We start from the raw sequence: 16,185 nt of genomic DNA, 5'->3' as shown, positions 1-16,185 counted from the left end.
TTTGTGCAATGACGTACTGCGGTGGCCCTGGGCCCACGTCGTCCGTGGGCCCACACCGGCGAGGGACCCAAGTCGAGCGAAGCGAGACTTGGGAGCCGGTGGGGACTAGTGGCTGTGGCCTACGTGCTCGTCTTCTTCAGCGGGCTTCTCCACCACGAGGGTTTCGGTGGTGAGGACCAGCGCGGCGATGGACGCCGCGTTGCGCAGTGCTGCACGGGTGACCTTGACGGGGTCGATGACACCGGCGCCGATCAGGTCCTCGTACACGCCGGACTTGGCGTTGAAACCGTTGTTGGTCTCAAGCTCTGCAACCTTGGCCGTGACAACGTAGCCGTCGAACCCGGCGTTCTGGGCGATCCAGCGCAGCGGCTGGACCAGGGCGCGGCGGACGATGCCCACAGCAGCAGCGGCGTCGCCCTCGAGGGCCTTGACTGCAGGGTCCTCGTCGAGTGCCTTGAGCGCGTGGATCAGCGCGGAACCGCCGCCGGCGACGATGCCTTCTTCGAGGGCAGCGCGCGTGGAGGACACTGCATCTTCGATGCGGTGCTTCTTTTCCTTCAGCTCAACCTCGGTGGCTGCGCCAACCTTGATCACGCCGATGCCGCCGGCCAGCTTGGCCAGGCGCTCCTGGAGCTTTTCCTTGTCCCAGTCGGAGTCGGTGCGGGTCAGTTCGGCGCGCAGCTGGGAAACCCGGGCTGCGACGTCTTCTGCGGAACCGGCACCGTCAACGATGGTGGTGTTGTCCTTGGTCACCGTGATGCGGCGGGCGGTACCCAGCACCTCGAGGCCAACGGTATCCAGGCTGAGGCCCAGTTCCGGGGAGACAACCTGCGCACCGGTGAGGGTGGCGATGTCCTGCAGCATGGCCTTGCGGCGGTCACCGAAGCCCGGAGCCTTGACGGCAACCACGTTCAGGGTGCCGCGGATACGGTTGACGATCAGCGTGGAGAGTGCTTCGCCTTCAACGTCTTCGGCAATGATGAACAGCGGCTTGGAGCTCTGCAGTGCCTTCTCCAGCAGCGGCAGGAAGTCCTGGACCGAGGAGATCTTGCCCTGGTTGATCAGGATGAGGGCGTCTTCGAGGACGGCTTCCTGACGTTCTGCGTCGGTGACGAAGTACGGGGACAGGTAGCCCTTGTCGAACTGCATGCCCTCGGTGAGGACCAGTTCGGTCTGCGTGGTGGAGGACTCTTCGATGGTGATGACACCATCCTTGCCAACCTTGCCGAAGGCTTCGGCGAGGAGCTCGCCGATTTCGTCGCTCTGGGCCGAGATGGCTGCAACGTTGGCAACCTGGGTGCCTTCAACCGGGCGGGCGTTCTCGAGCAAGCGGGCTGCAACGGCTTCGACGGAAACCTCGATACCGCGCTTGATCTGGCCAGGAGCAGCGCCGGCAGCAACGTTGCGCAGGCCTTCCTTGACCAAGGCCTGGGCCAGCACCGTTGCGGTGGTGGTGCCGTCGCCGGCAACATCGTTGGTCTTGGTGGCTACTTCCTTGGCCAGCTGGGCGCCAAGGTTCTCGTACGGGTCATCCAGCTCAACTTCGCGGGCAATGGTGACGCCGTCGTTGGTGATGGTGGGTGCTCCCCACTTTTTGTCGAGGACAACGTTGCGGCCACGGGGGCCGAGCGTCACCTTGACAGTGTTGGCGAGCTTGTCGATGCCGGCTTCAAGAGACCGGCGCGCAGCGTCGTTAAACGCAAGCTGCTTTGCCATGGTTGTGTCCTTTCAAGACAGAACCCCGCGCAGCTGACCAGCGGAATGCATGGTCAGCGGCACGGGGATCCAAAGAGTTACTTTACGACGATCGCCAGGACGTCGCGGGCGGACAGCACGAGGTACTCGGTGCCGCTGTGCTTGACTTCGGTTCCGCCGTACTTCGAGTAGATAACGACGTCGCCTTCAGCAACGTCCAGGGGAACGCGGTTGCCGTTGTCGTCAAAGCGGCCGGGGCCTACTGCAACAACTTCGCCTTCCTGCGGCTTCTCCTGTGCGGAGTCCGGGATGACCAGGCCGGAAGCCGTGGTCTGCTCGGCTTCGAGCGGGCGGACAACAATACGATCCTCAAGAGGCTTAATAGAGACCGACACTCGGACCTCTCCTTTTCGTCAGCAAATTCATGGACTGGAGAGCTGGGGCGCCGTGGCTGGCAAACCGTCGTCGCGGTGCCGGCAGCAGCCTGGCTGGCAGCTCTTCATGTGTTAGCACCCTCCTAGGGAGAGTGCTAATGACGACTCTATGTAAGGGGTTAGCACTCGGTCAAGGCGAGTGCCAGAATTTTGCCTCGGGTGAACAAGATCAGCGGCCAGCGAGGTCGTCGAAATCAACCTCCTCATCGCCTTCGTTGCCCTCATCACGGCCGTTGCCCCGCCGAAGATACAGGACGACGGCGCCGGCTACTGCGGCCAGCAGGGATACCACCAGGAGGATAACGCCGCCGAGCCGGGCCGCGGAGTACAGGTCCCTGATCTCGCGTGCCTCGTCCGTGGCGTCCTGGATATCCTTGCCGCCAACGGAGTACACGGTGGCGTTGAAGGTGTCCAGGAAGAAGATGATCACCAGCAGGGCAGTGCAGACAACCGCCACGGCAACCCCGGCAATCAGTGCGGGACGGGCGAACTTCACCAAGCCTGGGGTATTCGAATGTGGCTGTTCGGACGGCTGTAGGCCTGCGCTGTCTTCCATGCCTTCAACCCTATCGGCATCTCACCGTGGCGCTCCTCCACTACTCTTGAACGCATGGCTCAAGCACCGCAGGACCAGATCGCACCACTGCTCACGAGCGAAGGCTGGGACCTGCTGGCGTCCCTTGGCCCCTACCGTGAAGACACCTCATTCGAGCTGAATTCAACCCTTCGCAAGGCTGGCCACTCCCCCGCGCTGGTATCTGCGGTCCTCACGCAGTCCCGGCTGCGCACGAAGGCGGAACTGAAGTTCGGCGAGTTCGCCCGGAGCATGCTCTTCACTCAGGCCGGGCTGGAGCAGGCCACCCGGCTGAACGTCGCTGCCCGGCACGCCGAGCGTTTCGCCCAGGCCGGCATCAGCCACGTGGCAGACCTCGGCTGCGGGCTCGCAGCGGACTCCTTGGCGCTGGCCTCGATGGACATCACCGTCACCGCCGTCGAAATGGACGAGACCACGGCCGCCTGCGCCACGGTGAACCTCATCCCGTTCCCCAACGCCACCGTGGTGCACTCCGATGCGACGTCCGTGCCGCTGGACGGGATCGACGGCGTCTGGCTGGATCCGGCCCGCCGCGTCACCTCCACGTCCGGAACCACGCGGATCTGGGATCCGGAAGCCTTCTCGCCGCCGCTGTCCTTTGTGGAGTCGCTTGCCGCGTCAGGCCGTGCGGTCGGGGTCAAAATGGGCCCCGGGATGCCGCACGAATCCGTGCCGGCGGACTGCGAGGCCCAGTGGGTCTCGGTGGGCGGCGACGTCACCGAGGTGACGCTGTGGTTCAACGCGGTGCGCAGGCCAGGCATCCGCCGGGCCGCCCTGCTCCTGGGTCCCCAGGGTGCCGCCGAAATCACCAGCGCCGAAGATTTCGGCGCTGGTCCCACGGCACCGGTGGGCCCGGTGGAGGGCTACCTGTACGAGCCCGACGGCGCGGTGATCCGCGCAGGGCTGGTGGCCGACGTCGCCCTTGAACTGGGCGGGCACCTGGTGGACGAGCACATCGCCTACATTTGCGCCCCTGACCTGGTGGACACGCCGTTCGCGCGGGCCTACAAGGTTATGGAGGTCATGCCGTACAACGTCAAGGCACTCAAGGCCTGGGTCAAGGACAACGGCATCGGCGTGCTCGACATCAAAAAGCGCGGCACGTCAGTCACCCCGGAGGAACTGCGGAAGCAGCTACTTGCCGCAGGTAAGGGCGGCAAGAACAGCAAGAAGGCCGGAAACAAAACAGCCACCCTGGTCCTGACCCGCATCGGGGAGGACCGGGTGGCCATCGTGGTGGAACCGGCCTGAGAGCTACTGGGCGCGAGTGAATTCCTCCGCGGCCCTGACCTGCTCGTCGGCGGGCCGGACGCCGGTGTAAAGCACAAACTGCTCCAGTGCCTGGATGGTGGCCACTTCGGCCCCGGTGATCACTGGTTTTCCTGCGGCGCGCGCCGCCTTGATCAGCGGCGTCTCGGCGGGGAGTGCCACGACGTCGAACACCACTTTGGCTGCCGCGATCGTGCCTTCGGGGAAGGACAGGGAGTCCGCATTCGGACCGCCTTGCATACCTCCCGCCATACCAATAGGCGTGACATTGATGATCAGGTCCGCCGTGCCGCCGTCGAGCGCTGACCGCCAACGGAACCCGTAGAGGTCGGCGAGGGGCCGCCCGGCGTCCTCGTTGCGCGCAATCACGGTGACGTCGGTGAAGCCGCCGTCGCGGAGGGCCGCCACCGTGGCCTTCGCCATGCCGCCGGCGCCCTGGACCAGGACCGAGTAGTCCACGGGAACCGCATGCGACCTAAGCAGCTGTTCAATGGCCGTGTAGTCCGTGTTGTAGGCCTTGAGGTGCCCGTCCGTGTTCACGATGGTGTTCACCGAATCGATGGCCTTGGCCGAGGGGTCCATTTCGTCCACGAGCGCGATCACGTCCTCCTTGTACGGCATGGAAACCGCACAGCCGCGGATCCCCAGTCCCCGGACGCCCGCAATGGCCTGGGCGAGGTCCGTCGGAGCGAAGGCCTTGTAGATCCAGTTCAGGCCCAGCTGGTCGTAGAGGTAGTTGTGGAAGCGGGTCCCGTTATTGCTGGGCCGCGCCGACAGCGAGATGCAGAGGGTCATGTCTTTATTAAGAATGGGCACCGGTCCATTAAACGTGATTCAACCCAACTAAGTAGCAGCAGATGTCGTTATGAGGGTCCAAAACGACATCTGCTGCTACCCAGTTGGGTTAGGGGCAGCCGGTGCCGGCCGGGAAGCTTCCGACGGCGGCGGGCAGCTTCCCGCGGGCCGTCGCCTTGCCTGCCAGCACGGCCGCCAGTGCGTCGAAGGCCCCAGCGCTGCGTCCGTACAAGGCAACCTTGACCGGAGCCGCGGAGTCCTGCAGCGGCCAGGGCGCGTCGAGCGACACAGCGATGTCACCACCGGCAGGAGCACCGCCATAGCCGATGAGGCTGACTACAGGCCCCCCGCCAATAGCCAGCCCGGCCCTCGCAGCAGCGGCTTCGAACCGGGCCCTGTCCTGGGGCGAGCCACCGGACACCTGGACAGCGCCGGGCACCAGCGGCCCGCTGCAGGGTCCGGCCACCACTGTCACAGCGGCAGCGGAAACCCTGGCTGAGAGGTCCTGGCCGCTTCCGGGGGGCGTCCCAAGGAAGGATGCAGGGGTCCTGCCACGCCAGACCATCATGGTCACGACCCGTTGCGCGGCTTCGTCCAAGCGTGCCGCCGACAGACGCCCGCCGGCCACGGCGCCCACGATGGACGCGTGGGCCTGTCCAACGTCCGTGGGCATCAGCAGCAGGTCGGCCCCGGCGGCGAGCGCAGCCACGGCAGCGGAGCCGTCCGGATACTGCTTCTGGACAGCACCCATATTGAGGGCGTCCGTTACCGCTACGCCCTTGAAGCCCATGCTCCGGAGCGCGGCGTAGGTGGGCGCGGACAACGACGCCGGCACGCCGGGTTCCAGCGCAGGTACGGCGATATGCCCCGTCATGACCATGGGCACACCGGCGGCGACGGCGGCCCGGAAGGGCTTCCAGTCGCGGGCTTCGAGGTCGGCAACAGTGGCCGGCTGCATCGGCAGGTCCTGGTGCGAGTCCACGGTCACCGAGCCGTGACCGGGGAAATGCTTCACTGCTGGGAGGACACCTGCCTCCTGCATCCCCTGGGAGAAAGCCACGCCCAGCGCCCCGGCGGTATCCGGGTTCCCTGACATGGACCGCGCACCGATGGTGGGATCCGCGGGGCCGATCGTGACGTCCGTGTCCGGTGCGAAGTCCACGTTGAAGCCCAGCGGCGCGAGTTCGGACGCCACCGCACGGCCGGCGTCCTTCGTGAGCGCCGCGTCCCCGCCCGCACCATAGCTCATGGGCGCCGGCCATTCAGTCAGGGGCGCACCGAGCCGGGACACCACGCCGCCCTCCTGGTCCACGCCAATGAGGCCGGGCCACGTCCGGCCGTCCGCGCGGGCTGCGGCAGCCAGGCGTGCGGTGGTGGCTGCCATGGCCGCCGGATCTACCTGCTTCTGCGCATCCACGGGAACGTTGTCCCCCATGATGATCGAGCCCGCCAGGTGCAGGCGCTCGATGGTGGCGGCGTGGGCTGCAGCGTCCGCGCCGGTGAAGAAGGGCATCAGGACCTGGCCGGCTTTCTGTTCCACCGTCATGGCGGCCACTGCCGCCGCGGCCGCATCCATGTCGCGCTGCAGCGGACCCCAGCCGAGAGGCCTGGCCCCGGGATCAGGTGAGGCAGAGGGCGACGGCGGTGCCGGCGTCGTCGTTGGTTTGGCTGCAGACGGCGGCGGGCTGGGAGTGGAGGACTGGGAGGAAGGCGTGGGCGCCGGAGTGGGGACGCCCGTGCAGGCGGCCAGAGTGGCCACTGCTGCCAAAATGAGGGTGGTTTTGTGAAAACTGTCACGGGTCCGCGGGAACAAGGCCATCAATACGATGCTACCCCTGCACTAGACTTGAACCACCCGTTCGCCCGTCCGGCCGCCGCCTGCCAGGGCAGTCCGCCGGGGCGGCGTGCGCCAGGGACAACCGAACAGTTAGGGGAACGCATGAAGATTGATTTCGCTTCATCGAGGCAATCAACTCTTGGTGTGGAATGGGAGCTGGCGCTCGTGGACGGCCAGACCGGGGAGCTCGCCTCCGTGGCCAACGAAGTACTCCGCGGCGTCGCCGCCAAACACCCGGAACTGAACGAGGACGACGAACACCCCCACATCAAGCAGGAACTGCTGCTGAACACAGTGGAGCTTGTCACTGGCATCTGCGAGACGGCCGGCGAAGCCAAGGAAGACCTCAGCAGGTCCCTGGCCGCGGTCCGCGAAATCACCGACCCCATGGGCGTGGAAGTCTTCTGTGCCGGGAGCCACCCCTTCAGCCCGCCCCAGCTGCAGCCCGTGACGGACAAAGCCCGGTACGCCAAGCTGATCGACCGTACCCAATGGTGGGGCCGGCAGATGGTCATTTATGGGGTGCACGTCCATGTGGGCCTGGACCGGCGCGAGAAGGCCCTTCCGGTGCTCGACGGCCTGGTCAACTATTTCCCGCACTTCCAGGCACTGTCGGCGTCGAGCCCGTTCTGGGGCGGCGAGGACACCGGCTATGCCTCACAACGGGCGCTGATGTTCCAGCAGCTGCCCACCGCTGGACTGCCGTTCCAGTTCGCCACCTGGGATGAATACGAGTCCTACGTCCAGGACATGTTCACCACGGGCGTGATCGACACCCTGTCCGAAATCCGCTGGGACATCCGTCCGGTTCCCAATCTGGGCACCATCGAAATGCGCATCTGCGACGGCCTGGCCACGCTGGAGGAAGTGGGCGCGATTGCCGCCCTCACACAGTGCCTGGTGGACGAGTTCTCCACCACCCTGGACAACGGCGGAACCATCCCCACCATGCCGCCGTGGCACGTCCAGGAAAACAAATGGCGTGCCGCCCGCTACGGCATGGAGGCCATCATCATCCTCGACGCCAAGGGCAGGGAGCAGCTGGTCACGGACCATCTGCTGGAGACCCTGAACCGGCTTGAGCCCGTGGCAGCCAAGCTCGGCTGCCCGGACGAGCTCGCCGACGTCGAGAAAATCATCAGCCGCGGCGCCGGCTACCAGCGCCAGCGCCGTGTGGCCGCCGAGAACGGCGGGAACCTGCAGGCCGTGGTGCTGGACCTGGTCAAACAGATGCGTAACGGCCCCACGGCCTGACCGCTGCGCCAGCTCTCTTAGCGTTGCTCTATCACTTGTGGTCCCTAAACCCTCGGTTTAGGGACCACAGGTGATAGAGCAACCGGGCGGAAGTTCAGGCGGGAAGCGAAACCGCGGTGACCGGCATCGAGGAGTCCGGCGCGAAGCGGATCCCGCTGGGCGCCACTCCGGCCATGACCAGCTGTGCACCCAGGGCTGCCACCATGGCACCGTTGTCCGTGCAGAGGTCCAACGGCGGGACGTGCAGCTTGATCCCGGCGGACGCGCAGCGCTGGCCGGTCAGCTCGCGCAGCCTGGAATTGGCGGCGACGCCGCCGCCGAGCAGGACGTCCTTAATTCCGTTCTCCCGGCAGGCCAGCACGGCCTTTGAGGTGATCACGTCCACCACGGCTTCCTGGAAGGCAGCCGCGATGTCTGCCACCGGAACGTCTTCGCCGCGGGCTTCGAACTGCTCCACGCACCGGGCCACCGCGGTTTTGAGGCCGCTGAAGGACCAGTCATAGCGGTGCGGACCCGGTTCGTCGGCAGAGCCCATGTACTTGGGCTGGGTGAGGCCGCGCGGGAAGCGGATGGCCTTGGCGTTGCCGGTCCTGGCCAGCTTGTCGATGGCGGGACCGCCCGGATAGCCGAGGCCCAGGATGCGGGCCACTTTGTCGTAGGCTTCGCCGGCGGCGTCGTCGATCGTGGAGCCCAGCAGCTGAACGTCGTCGGTGATGCTGTTGATTTTGAGGATCTCGGTGTGGCCGCCGGACACCAGGAGGGCGCCGAGGTTCTCCGGCAGCCGTGGGGCGCTGCCTGACTGGCCGTCGAGCAGGCCAACGCCCACGTGGGCCACCAGATGGTTGATCGCGTATAGCGGCTTACCGGTGGCCACGGCCAGGGCCTTGGCCGCGCAGACGCCCACCATGAGGGCGCCTGCCAGTCCGGGTCCCGACGTGACCGCGATGGCATCCACGTCCTCCAGTTCCACGCCGGCGTCGCCAAGGGCCTGCCGCAGCGTGGGCACGAAGGCATCCAGGTGTGCCCGGGAGGCAATCTCGGGGATCACTCCGCCGAAGCGGACGTGTTCGTCCATTGAGGAGGAAACCGTATTCGTCAGCAGCGTCGTCCCGCGGACAATTCCCACTCCGGTCTCGTCGCAGGAGGATTCGATGCCCAGCACCAGGGGCTGCGAGCGGTTCATGGCTGGTCTGCTTCCGTTGTGGTGGGTTCGTCCGGTGTCAGCTGGAGCCGCATGATCAGGGCGTCCACGCCGTCGCGGTAGTACCCGCGGCGCACATGGATCTGCTCAAACCCGAAGCGCAGGTACAGCTGCTGGGCCCGGGGGTTGTCCGCGCGGACCTCAAGCAGGACGTCCTGGGCGCCGCGCCCTGCTGCTTCCTCGATCAGCCGGGTCAGCAGGGCCGAGCCGATCCCCCGCCCCTCGAATTCTGGAACGACGGCGATGGTCTGGACGTCCGCGATGGGCTCGATGCACATCAGGCCGGCGTAGCCCACGATCCCGGAAGCCGCTTCGGCCACCAAATACCGGCGCGTGTCCGTCTGCGACAGCTCGTCGAAGAACATGTGGAGGGGCCACGCATCTGCGGGGAACAGCCGCTGTTCCAGGGCGTTGACCGTGGGCACGTCCTCCAGCGTCATGTCGCGCAGGACTACCCCGTCAACTCCGGGCACGGCCGGGGTGCTCACAGCGCCCGCTTCCGCGGCCCGGGCACCTGCGCATCGGATTCGCGGAGGTACAGGGGCGTTGAGTCAGGCAGCTCACCGCCAGCGGCGAGCCGCGCCAGCGCGAACTGGCCAAGGTACAGGGCATCGGGCTGTTCGGCGCTGAAGGCAGCGTTGGCCTTCAGTACGTCGGAGTACAGCCCTGCCCCGGCTCCATAGGCGGGCAGGTCGGGGAGGTCCGCGGCGAAGCCCACGTGCGGGCCGTCCTCCAACTGAGGCAGCTGGCCGTCCTGCAGGCTGTAGCGCGCCCAGTAGACCTCTTTCCGGCGTGCGTCCGTTACTACCAGGAATTCGCGCACCGCGTCAGTGGATTCGGCGACTTCCAAGGCGACAGCGTCCAGGCTCATCATGCCGTGCAGGGGCTTGTTCCAGACAAACGCCAATGTCCGCGCGGTGGCGATGCCGGACCGCAGGCCGGTGAACGGGCCAGGACCCACGCCGGCGACGATGGCGTCGATGTCGCTGCCTGAGACCCCTGCCGAGGCGAGGAGTTCATCGATGCCCGGCGCGAGCACCTCGGCGTGGCTCCTGGTGTCCTCGGTGGCGAAGCTGGCCACGACGCCCTCCAGGGCGTCATCGGACACCAGTGCGGCGCTGGCAACGGCCGATGTGTCGATGGCAAGGATAAGCATCAGGATGTCCCTTCGATGATTTCGCCGAGGGCAGGCCTTGACGCCCAGCGCGGACCGAAGCCGCGCATTACGATGGTGCGGGGCTCGTCATCGTCGTCGGTGTCAAAGTCCAGAACGTCGAGTTCACCCTCATGGGCTCCAGCCACAGCATGCGGTTGCGTTGGCGGCACACCGATAGCGCGGTGCAGGTCAATTTCGAGGCGGCTCTCGCTCAGGTGTTCCACCCGGCCACGGCCCCATTCCACCACCGTCACGGCCGAATCCATGGTGTTTTCCAGGTCGATGTCGTCAATCTCCGACGCCGAGCCCAACCGGTATGCGTCCACGTGCACCAGGTCCGGGCCGCCGGGACGGGGACCGTCGGGCAGGTTGGGGTGGATCCGCACGAGTACAAATGTGGGCGAGATGACGCCGGACCGCACGCCCAGCCCCTCCCCCAGGCCTTGGGTGAAGGTGGTCTTCCCGGCCCCCAGTTCGCCCGTCAGCACCAGCAGGTCCCCGGCGTCCAGCACCGACGCCAAAGCCGCGCCGAGCTCATGCGTCTGGTCCGCCGTCGACACGCTGACGGTCCACTCCCAGTTGGCGCCGGGATCCGGGCTGGCGGCGGGATCCGGGCTGGCGCCGGCAGCAGGAAGGCTCATAGCGTGGGCTGCTTCGCGGAGACAGGCACGGCGGACTCGTTGATGAACTGGCGCGGAACCCGCGGGCTGATCCGGGTCACGATCTCATAGTTGTTGGTTCCGGCGGCGCGCGCCCAGTCATCTGCGGTTGGCCCGCCGTCGGAGCCGCTGCCGAAAATTTCTGCCTCGGCACCCAACAGCCCGGCACCGGCCGGTCCCGCGTCGCCGAGGTCGAGCACCATCTGGTCCATGGCGATCCGTCCCACCACCGGATACGTATGCCCGGCCACCCGGACTGGACCGCCCGTGGCTACGCGAGGTATGCCGTCCGCGTAGCCGACGGGGATCAGGGCCAAGGTGCTGGGGCTGGTGGTGTGGTAGCGCAGTCCGTAGGAAACCCCCTGTCCCTCCGGCACGTGCTTGCACTGCGACACCAGGGTCCGCAGTGTCATGGCCGGGCGGAGGCCCAGCTCGGCGGACGTCTGGCCTTCGAACGGGGAGAGGCCGTAGATGCCCAGGCCCACGCGCACGAGGTCGAAGTGGGTGTCCGGCCGGGACAGCGCGGCCGGAGTGTTCGCAAGGTGGCGCACTTCCGGGTCCACGCCCGCATCCTCGGCCACGGCCAGCACCTCACGGAAGGCAGCGAGCTGGTGGTCCGTCTCGGGCCGTTCAGGCTCATCGGCGACGGAGAGGTGCGAGAAAATGCCCACTACCCGAAGGACTCCTTGATCCTGGTACTCGAGGGCCTCGCCCACCAGGTGGTCCCAGCCGTCCAGCGTGACGCCGTTCCGGCCCAAGCCCGTGTCCACCTTGAGGTGGATCCGGGCTGGGCGTTCCTGTTCGCGGGCGGCGGCAACAATCCTGTCCAGCTCCCAGCCGGAGCATCCGATGTCGATCCCGGCCGCCACCGCCGCGCCGAAGTTGCTTTCGGTGGTGTGCAGCCAGGCCAGCATCGGCGCATCGATGCCCGCGGTCCGGAGTGCGAGGGCTTCTGAGATGTGGGCGACGCCCAGCCACGAGGCCCCTGCTTCAAGGGCGGCCCGGGCCACGGGAACCGCTCCGTGCCCGTACGCGTCGGCCTTCACCACCGCCATGACCTTCGCGGGCGACGCCGCGTCGGCCAGCCTGCGGACATTGTGGCGGATGGCGTCCAGGTCGATGATGGCGGAGCGTTCGTAGAGCGGATCCGCTCCTGGGGCTGCGCTGAAGTCACCGGTTGCTACGGGGTAAGTCACCTTAGTGATTCTAGTGCGGGCGGCCCAGCCGCATTTCACGGCCGGCTAATCGCTTGTCCTGGGGAACCGGGAGCTCAGTGCCCAGGGACCCAGCGTCTCGGTGCCTCAGGCGCCTCAGGCGTCGGAAAGGTGGGCGATCGTGGCGGTGGCCCGGCGCTGGGCGGCCAGTGGAACGTCCCGGACAATCTCTTCGAGGAAGCCGTAGCGGCGGAGCCACTGGCTACTCTGGCGTTCCCGCCGCGCGTTGGCCCGCTGCCACCAGTCGGCAATGTCGCCCCAGCCCGGAGCAGCCAGGGAGCCGCCCACCTCCTGCACGGCCAGTGACGCGCACAGGTTGGCGAAGCGCAGCCTGTTGCCCAGCGGCCAGCCCGCGAGGCTGCCCACGATGAACGCGGCGTCAAAGCAGTCACCGGCGCCAGTGGGGTCGAAGGCCGAGACCGGCAAAGACGGAACCCATTCCTCCTCGCCCGTCTCCGAGTCCACCGCCATGGCCCCCTGCGCGCCCAGCGTCACCACTGCCACCGGCACGCGGTCTGCGAGGGCATAGAGCGCCGCCCAGGGATCATCCTTGCCGGTGAACGCCATGGCTTCGCGCTGGTTGGGCAGGAACGCGTGGAAGTACTGCAGGTTCTCCAGCCGGACCGGCGACCACTTGCCACTGGGGTCCCAGCCGACGTCGCCGAAAAGCTTCACTCCGGACTGGTGGGCGGCAACGGCCCAGGGCTCGATTTCGAGGTCAAGTTCGGCGATCCCTGCGAGCGCCGGCGGCGGCGGCCCAATCAGCTCGGACGACGTCACGGGAGCCGGGTGCCCGTGAGTCACGAGCGAACGGTCCTTTTGGACGCTCAGCGACACCGTGACCGGGGAGTGCCACCCCGGGATGCGCCGGGACAGGCTGAGGTCCACGTGTTCCTGCCCGGCCAGGATTTTCCAGTTGTAGTCGCCATAGCCGTCGTCGCCGAACGCTGCCGCCAGGCCCGTTTTCAGGCCCAGCCTCGCCGCTGCGATGGCCTGGTTCGCCACGCCGCCGGGACAACTGCCCATGCCCTCGCTCCAGATCTCCGTTCCCGGTTCCGGCGCGTGGGGCAGTCCGGTAAAAATGATGTCCTGGAATACCGTGCCTGCGAGGATCAGGTCGAACTCACCGTCCGACGGCGAGCGGACGGCGGAGAGCGGGTCGAAGCGGCGGGCGGGGATGGCGTCCATGTCCGGCACGATACGCCCTGCCGCCCGCCAGCGATAGGGGCGGCCCGCCGTCGGGCCTAGACTGCTGGTTATGCGGCTCATGATCGCCGGCGGCGGCGGATTCCGGGTTCCCCTCGTGTACCGGGCGCTGCGCTCCGGCGCCTTCGCGGGGATGGCCGGCGAACTGGTGCTGTACGACGTCGACCCCTCCCGCCTCAGTGCCATCAAAGCAGTGCTCGAATCCATGCCCGCCCTGCCCCCAGGCGTTGAGGACCAGCCGCTTACGGTCCGCACCACCACGTCGCTGCCAGACGCGCTTCGCGGCACGGACATGGTGTTCGCCGCAATCCGGCCCGGCGGGACGGCCGGACGCATCGCAGATGAGCGTGTAGCGAAGGACCTGGGCCTGCTGGGCCAGGAAACCACCGGGGCCGGGGGGATCTCCTACGCCCTGCGCACCATTCCCCGGATGCTGGAACTCGCCCGCCAGATGCGCGAACACTGCCCGGACGCGTGGCTGATCAACTTCACCAATCCAGCCGGGATGGTCACCGAAGCCCTGTTGCCCGTGCTCGGGCCGAAGACGATCGGCATCTGCGACTCGGCCGGCGGGCTGGTGCACCGTGCCGCGCGCGCCGTCGGAATTCCGCTGCAGGACGGAAGGCTCGACGGCGTGGGCTACTACGGGCTCAACCACCTCGGCTGGCTGTACCGGCTGGAGTCGGGCGGGCGGGACCTGCTCCCCGGCCTGTTGTCAGACCCGGCGGCCCTTAGCACCTTCGAAGAGGGCCGGCTGTTCCCGCAGCCGTTCCTTGAGGGACTCGGTGCGCTTCCCAACGAGTACCTCTACTACTACTACCGGCGCGACAGCGCCGTGGCTGCCATGGGGGCCATGCCGCAGACCCGCGGCGAGTCCATCCACACGCAGCAGGCTGAGCTCTATCCACAGCTCGCCGCGGCCGGCGCCCGCGCCTACCGGCTCTGGGACGCCGCCCGCCGGTCGCGGGAGGAGGGTTACCTGGCCGAGGCCCGGATGCAGGGTGAGCAGCGTGCGGAAGAAGATCTCGCCGGCGGCGGCTATGAACGCGTGGCCCTGGCTGTCATGCGCGCTTTGGCGGGCGGCACCGGCGACGCTCAACTGATCCTCAACACCCGCAACACTGTTCCACCCACGGGGGCAGCCCCTGCCCAACCGCAACCGGCCATTCCGGGACTGCCGGCGGACGCCGTCGTCGAGGTCCCCTGCACCGTGACGGCCGACGGCGCGGTGCCGCTCCCGCAGTCGGCGCCCCGCCGGGAGCAACTGGGCCTGTTGCGCCGGGTCAAGGCGGTGGAACAGCTCACCGTTGGGGCAGCCACGCACGGCGACCGGGCAGCCGCCCTCGACGCCTTCGCCCGGCACCCACTGGTGGACTCAACCCACTTGGCGGGTGAGTTGCTCGCCGGCTATGAGCGGGCGTTCCCGTCGCTGCAGGAACTCTGGCGCTGAGCACCAGTGGCTGCATTCACATACGCCACGTGGCCGCCGGGCTCCTGGCGGGAGGCCGGGCGTTAACGTCAGGAGTAGTGTTTTATCGGATGCATAACTGAGGGCGCGCATGCTGCGCCGGTGCTGGAAGGAGACGCCGTGGCGCTGATTCGCAGGGTCGCCCTGCTCTCCCTCCACACCTCGCCGATGGAGCAGCCTGGCTCCGGCGATGCGGGCGGGATGAACGTATACATCCGCGAACTTGCCTCCGCCCTGGCCGAGACCGGCGTGGAGGTGGAAATCTTCACCCGTTCCACCTCGGCCAACCAGCCCGCCGTCGAACATCCCGGTCCCGGCGTCTGCGTCCACAACGTCCTGGCCGGCCCTCCTCATAAGGTGCCCAAAGAGGAGCTTCCAGGCCTCCTGCACAGCATGGTGGCCGAGATCGAGCAGATCCGCCAGCGCCAGCCGCACGGCCGCTACGACGTCCTCCACTCCCACTACTGGGTCTCCGGCATCGCCGGCCTGGAGCTGTCCCAGCTTTGGGGAGTGCCCTTGGTCCACACGATGCACACCATGGCCAAGGTCAAGAACCTGCTCCTCGAATCCGGGGAACAGCCGGAGCCGCGGCGGCGCGAGGTGGGCGAACACCGGATTGTTGACGGCGCCGCCCGCCTGATTGCCAACACCAGCGCGGAGGCCGAAGAACTGGTTTCCCACTACGGTGCCGACTACGACAACATCGATATCGCTCCGCCGGGGGTTGACCTGGCCACGTTCACTCCGGCCTTCCGTGCACGGTCGCGCTCTGAGCGGGGCATCCCGGCTGACACCTTCCACCTGCTGTTCGCCGGGCGCATCCAGCGGCTCAAAGGTCCGCAGATCCTGGTCAAGGCGGCCGCGAAGCTTCGCTCACGGCGCCCCGACATCAAGCTGCGGCTCACCATCCTCGGTGCGCTCAGCGGCAACAAGGACTTCAATCTGCGCCACTTGGTCTCGGATGCAGGAATGGACGACGTCGTCACGCACCTTCCCCCGGTGGGTGCACCGGAGTTGGCGGCCTGGTTCCGGGCCGCCGACGTCGTGGTGATGCCCTCGTTCAGCGAATCATTTGGGCTCGTGGCGCTTGAAGCCCAGGCCTGCGGGACGCCGGTGGTGGCCACCCGGGTGGGTGGGCTGTCCCGGGCGATCTTTAATGGCCGGACAGGACTGCTCGTCGATGGCCACCACGCCGAAGACTGGGCCGATGCGCTGGAGGCCCTGTACGACGATCCGGTGACTCGGGAGGACATGGGGCGGGCGGCCGCCATCCGGGCCCAGAACTCGGGATGGCAGCGTACCGCCGCCATTACGCTGGAAAGCTACCATGCCGCCGTCGATAACCACCTGGTAGGCCGCCTGATCCCGGCAGCCCCAGCACCCTGAGGCAGACGCCACCGCG

The 16,185-nt window shown here is 67.3% G+C and carries 15 protein-coding genes; 4 read left to right on the top strand and 11 right to left on the bottom strand.

Annotated features, from left to right (window positions below; genetic code table 11):
• Window positions 1-105: 105 nt before the first annotated feature.
• The 3 genes from groL to ACLKOZ_RS12250 form a co-directional block, all read right to left on the bottom strand.
• Complete coding sequence (gene groL, locus ACLKOZ_RS12260; protein ID WP_436475349.1) at window positions 106-1,716, bottom strand: chaperonin GroEL; 1,611 nt, start codon at window positions 1,714-1,716, stop codon at window positions 106-108.
• Window positions 1,717-1,793: 77 nt separating this feature from the next.
• Window positions 1,794-2,090, bottom strand: a complete 297-nt coding sequence (gene groES / locus ACLKOZ_RS12255) for a co-chaperone GroES (RefSeq protein WP_050054380.1) — start codon at window positions 2,088-2,090, stop codon at window positions 1,794-1,796.
• 208 nt (window positions 2,091-2,298) lie between these two features.
• A complete protein-coding gene (locus ACLKOZ_RS12250) occupies window positions 2,299-2,685 on the bottom strand; it encodes a hypothetical protein (RefSeq protein WP_436475347.1) in 387 nt (128 codons plus the stop codon).
• Window positions 2,686-2,739: 54 nt separating this feature from the next.
• On the opposite strand from ACLKOZ_RS12250, the gene ACLKOZ_RS12245 reads away from it, so the two are divergent.
• Window positions 2,740-3,975, top strand: coding sequence for a THUMP-like domain-containing protein (locus ACLKOZ_RS12245; RefSeq protein ID WP_436475345.1), 1,236 nt, complete (start codon window positions 2,740-2,742; stop codon window positions 3,973-3,975).
• A 3-nt stretch (window positions 3,976-3,978) separates the two neighbouring features.
• On the opposite strand, the gene ACLKOZ_RS12240 is transcribed toward ACLKOZ_RS12245, so the two are convergent.
• Window positions 3,979-4,809 carry a shikimate 5-dehydrogenase gene (locus ACLKOZ_RS12240; RefSeq protein ID WP_436475343.1) on the bottom strand — a complete coding sequence of 277 codons (831 nt, stop codon included), beginning with the start codon at window positions 4,807-4,809 and terminating at the stop codon, window positions 3,979-3,981.
• Between the two features lie 88 nt (window positions 4,810-4,897).
• A complete protein-coding gene (locus ACLKOZ_RS12235; RefSeq protein ID WP_436475491.1) occupies window positions 4,898-6,334 on the bottom strand; it encodes a glycoside hydrolase family 3 N-terminal domain-containing protein in 1,437 nt (478 codons plus the stop codon).
• A gap of 393 nt (window positions 6,335-6,727) precedes the next feature.
• Here ACLKOZ_RS12235 and ACLKOZ_RS12230 point away from each other — a divergent pair, with 393 nt between their 5' ends.
• Window positions 6,728-7,879, top strand: a complete 1,152-nt coding sequence (locus ACLKOZ_RS12230; protein WP_337350881.1) for a glutamate--cysteine ligase — start codon at window positions 6,728-6,730, stop codon at window positions 7,877-7,879.
• Window positions 7,880-7,973: 94 nt separating this feature from the next.
• On the opposite strand, the gene tsaD is transcribed toward ACLKOZ_RS12230, so the two are convergent.
• From tsaD to ACLKOZ_RS12200, 6 genes are all read right to left on the bottom strand, one after another.
• Window positions 7,974-9,062, bottom strand: coding sequence for a tRNA (adenosine(37)-N6)-threonylcarbamoyltransferase complex transferase subunit TsaD (tsaD, locus tag ACLKOZ_RS12225; protein WP_337350880.1), 1,089 nt, complete (start codon window positions 9,060-9,062; stop codon window positions 7,974-7,976).
• Entirely contained in the window at window positions 9,059-9,520 is a 462-nt protein-coding gene (gene rimI / locus ACLKOZ_RS12220) for a ribosomal protein S18-alanine N-acetyltransferase (RefSeq protein ID WP_337346935.1), read from the bottom strand. Before rimI ends, tsaD begins: the two co-directional genes overlap by 4 nt.
• Before the next feature lie 44 nt (window positions 9,521-9,564).
• Window positions 9,565-10,236 carry a tRNA (adenosine(37)-N6)-threonylcarbamoyltransferase complex dimerization subunit type 1 TsaB gene (gene tsaB / locus ACLKOZ_RS12215; RefSeq protein ID WP_436475340.1) on the bottom strand — a complete coding sequence of 224 codons (672 nt, stop codon included), beginning with the start codon at window positions 10,234-10,236 and terminating at the stop codon, window positions 9,565-9,567.
• Window positions 10,236-10,877, bottom strand: coding sequence for a tRNA (adenosine(37)-N6)-threonylcarbamoyltransferase complex ATPase subunit type 1 TsaE (gene tsaE, locus ACLKOZ_RS12210; RefSeq protein ID WP_436475338.1), 642 nt, complete (start codon window positions 10,875-10,877; stop codon window positions 10,236-10,238). Before tsaE ends, tsaB begins: the two co-directional genes overlap by 1 nt.
• A complete protein-coding gene (gene alr / locus ACLKOZ_RS12205) occupies window positions 10,874-12,091 on the bottom strand; it encodes an alanine racemase (protein ID WP_436475336.1) in 1,218 nt (405 codons plus the stop codon). Before alr ends, tsaE begins: the two co-directional genes overlap by 4 nt.
• A 114-nt stretch (window positions 12,092-12,205) precedes the next feature.
• Window positions 12,206-13,297 (bottom strand): carbohydrate kinase family protein, encoded by a 1,092-nt coding sequence (locus tag ACLKOZ_RS12200; protein WP_436475334.1) that lies wholly within the window; start codon window positions 13,295-13,297, stop codon window positions 12,206-12,208.
• A gap of 70 nt (window positions 13,298-13,367) precedes the next feature.
• On the opposite strand from ACLKOZ_RS12200, the gene ACLKOZ_RS12195 reads away from it, so the two are divergent.
• Window positions 13,368-14,765 carry a 6-phospho-beta-glucosidase gene (locus tag ACLKOZ_RS12195; protein WP_436475332.1) on the top strand — a complete coding sequence of 466 codons (1,398 nt, stop codon included), beginning with the start codon at window positions 13,368-13,370 and terminating at the stop codon, window positions 14,763-14,765.
• A 138-nt stretch (window positions 14,766-14,903) separates the two neighbouring features.
• A complete protein-coding gene (gene mshA, locus ACLKOZ_RS12190) occupies window positions 14,904-16,169 on the top strand; it encodes a D-inositol-3-phosphate glycosyltransferase (protein ID WP_436475331.1) in 1,266 nt (421 codons plus the stop codon).
• The last annotated feature ends 16 nt before the right edge of the window (window positions 16,170-16,185 follow it).

The sequence above is a fragment of the Arthrobacter sp. R4 genome (assembly GCF_051365025.1).
Lineage (GTDB): Bacteria > Actinomycetota > Actinomycetes > Actinomycetales > Micrococcaceae > Arthrobacter.
The sequence above is the reverse complement of the archived record's forward strand: the minus strand, read 5'-3'. Positions and strand labels throughout refer to the sequence as shown.